The following is a 2427-nucleotide window of genomic DNA, read 5'->3' as shown; positions in this document are numbered from 1 at the left end:
CTCGACCTGGGCGGGCACCGAGGGCAAGGCGCCGATGCGCTACCTTGGGGGCCTGCTGGGCGGATCCTGGCTCACCGCCATGACGGGCGACCTCGGCGGCGGCAAGTTCGACGGCGCCTGGCTCGTGACCAATTTCGAGAGCGGCAACCCCGCCAACACCTACTGGACCAAGCAGTACGAGGTCTGGGCCGATGTCGATCGCGCCGCGGACCGCTACCTCGGCTTCGAGCAATGGTGGGGCGGGCATGTCCGCCTGAACGCCGAGGAGATGCAGTTCATCGTCGACCAGCTCTTCGTCGGCAACCGGCTGGCGACGGGGGAGCTGATCTTCTCCGACGGCACGCGCGTGGACATGCGCGCGATCCAGTCGCCGATCATCGTCTTCTGCTCGGAAGGCGACGACATCACGCCGCCCGCCCAGGCGCTGTCCTGGATCACCGACCTGTATGGCGACGAGAACGACCTGCGCACGCACGGCCAGACCATCGTCTATTCCGTGCATGGCAGCATCGGGCATCTCGGCATCTTCGTCTCGGGCGGCGTGGCGCGGAAGGAGCACAACGAGTTCGCGTCGAACATGGACATGATCGACGTGCTGCCGCCCGGCCTCTACGAGGCGGTGATGCGGCCGGCCAAGGAGGAAGCCCGGGCCGAGCTCGCCGGCGGCGACTGGCTGGTGAACTTCGAGACGCGCGGCTTCGAGGACCTCGCCCGGCACGGCGGCACGGATCCGGAGGACGAGAAGCGCTTCGCCGCGGCGCGCCGCGTCTCGGAGGCGAACCTCGCGCTGTATCGGCAATTCGCCCAGCCGGTCGTGCGCGCGCTGGCCACCCCGCCGGTCACGCTGGCGCTGGAGCAGCTGCACCCCGCGCGCCTGTCCTACACCCTGTTCTCGGACCGCAACCCGGCCATGGCCTGGGTGCGCTGGGCGGCGGAGATGGCGCGGGGCAACCGCCAGGCGGTGCCCGAGGACAATCCCGGCCGGGTGGCGGAGCGCCAGCTCTCCGAGGCGGTGACGCGCATGCTCGAGGCCTATGGTCGCCAGCGCGACAGCATGAGCGAGCGCGTCTTCCGCGAGGTCTATGCCGCGCCGGCCGTGCAGGCGCTGACCGGCATCGCGGCGGAGACGGCGCCGCCACGCCCGCGGCCTGGCCAGAGCCCGGACCATGCGCGCTTCGTGGCGCTTGCGGCCGAGCGGCTGCGCGCCGCCATGACCGAGGGCGGCATCCACGAGGCGCTGCTGCGCGCGCTGATCTGGGTGCGGCTGCCCACGGCCAATGCGGATGAACGATCCTTCGCCATCATCCGCCGCATCCGCGCGGCGATGCGGCGCGACGCGCTGCCGCTCGTCGCGTTCAAGCGCACCATCCGCCAGCAGTTCTTCATGCTGCTGATCGACGAGGCGCGGGCGATCGAGACCCTGCCCGCGCTGCTGCCCGAGGATGCGGCGCAGCGGGCCGAGGCGCTGGCCGTGCTGCGCGCGGTGGTGGAGGCGGCGGGGGACCTGCCGCCCGAGGCCGCGCGGCGCATGGCGGAGATGGAACGGATCTTCGGCGGCGGCGACCACACGGCGAAGGCCGCGCCGGGCAGTGGCGCCTCGAACCTGGCCGCGCGGCGGATCCGGCCGGCGCCGCGCTCCGCCTGAAGGCGGCACCCGGCACGAACAACGACAGGAAGGAACGACCAGCATGAGCGTGACCGCCGACAATCTCAGCGCCAATGCGATCTGGGACCACATCGCCAAAAAGAAGAAGGCCGACGCCGATGCGCGCCACGCGCAGGAAGCGGCCGCGAAGGCCGAACGCGACAGCCTTCGCGAATCCTTCGCCGCCCGCGATGTCCAGCCAGAGGCGCTGGAGCGGATCGCAACCGTCGTTCGTCGCGCCGTCGAGAACGGGGAGAAGCGCGCGCTTCTCCTACAGTTCCCGTCCGATTGGCTGCCGGATTCGGGCCGCGGCATCACGACGCATGATCCGAACTGGCATGAGCGGCTGGAGGGATTCCCGCGCCGTGCCTTCGACTTCTACGTGAAGGAACTTGCGCCGCGCGGCTTCCAGCTGCAGGTGGAGATCATCGACTGGCCGGGCGGCATGCCCGGCGATGTCGGCTGGTACATCAGCTGGAAGCACCCGGAGGAATAGGCCCACCCCCTAGCGCGTCAGGCCAAGGCCCTGCGGGTCCTCCTGCCGCGCGGCGGCGCGGTCGCGCTCGTCGAAAGCCGAGCGCTCGATGACGGCGTCCACATGCTCGAGGTAGCGCTGGACGCCGTCGGCGCGCTCGCTCTCGCCCACCAGTTCGGTCAGGCCGCGCAGGGCCGAGCGCAGCCGCCGCATCACCTGCACCGAGGTCGCGCCGAAGACGCGGATCTCATCGAAGGCCAAGGCGAGATAGTCATTCCAGTCCGGCGTGGGGAAGACGACGCGGACG

The 2427-nt window shown here is 70.8% G+C and carries 3 protein-coding genes; 2 read left to right on the top strand and 1 reads right to left on the bottom strand.

Going from position 1 to position 2427, the window contains the following annotated elements; all coding sequences use genetic code 11:
- Positions 1 to 1645: DUF3141 domain-containing protein (locus HW577_RS23675; RefSeq protein ID WP_198378561.1), on the top strand; the 1645-nt coding region annotated here is incomplete at its 5' end.
- A 43-nt stretch (positions 1646 to 1688) separates the two neighbouring features.
- On the top strand, positions 1689 to 2141 hold the full coding sequence (locus HW577_RS23670; protein ID WP_198378560.1) for a hypothetical protein: 453 nt from the start codon (positions 1689 to 1691) through the stop codon (positions 2139 to 2141).
- Positions 2142 to 2150: 9 nt separating this feature from the next.
- On the opposite strand, the gene HW577_RS23665 is transcribed toward HW577_RS23670, so the two are convergent.
- Positions 2151 to 2427 (bottom strand): DUF2254 family protein (locus HW577_RS23665; protein ID WP_198378559.1); only part of this gene is annotated, 277 nt, incomplete at its 5' end.

The organism is Neoroseomonas rubea, assembly GCF_016106015.1.
Taxonomy (GTDB): Bacteria; Pseudomonadota; Alphaproteobacteria; order Acetobacterales; family Acetobacteraceae; genus Neoroseomonas; species Neoroseomonas rubea.
Note: the sequence above shows the minus strand (reverse complement) of the source record. Positions and strands in the feature narration are given on the sequence as shown.

Bases quoted from the DNA above. Each gene is read 5' to 3' on its own strand.
- HW577_RS23670 (WP_198378560.1), top strand. From the start codon at position 1,689: ATGAGCGTGACCGCCGACAATCTCAGCGCCAATGCGATCTGGGACCAC.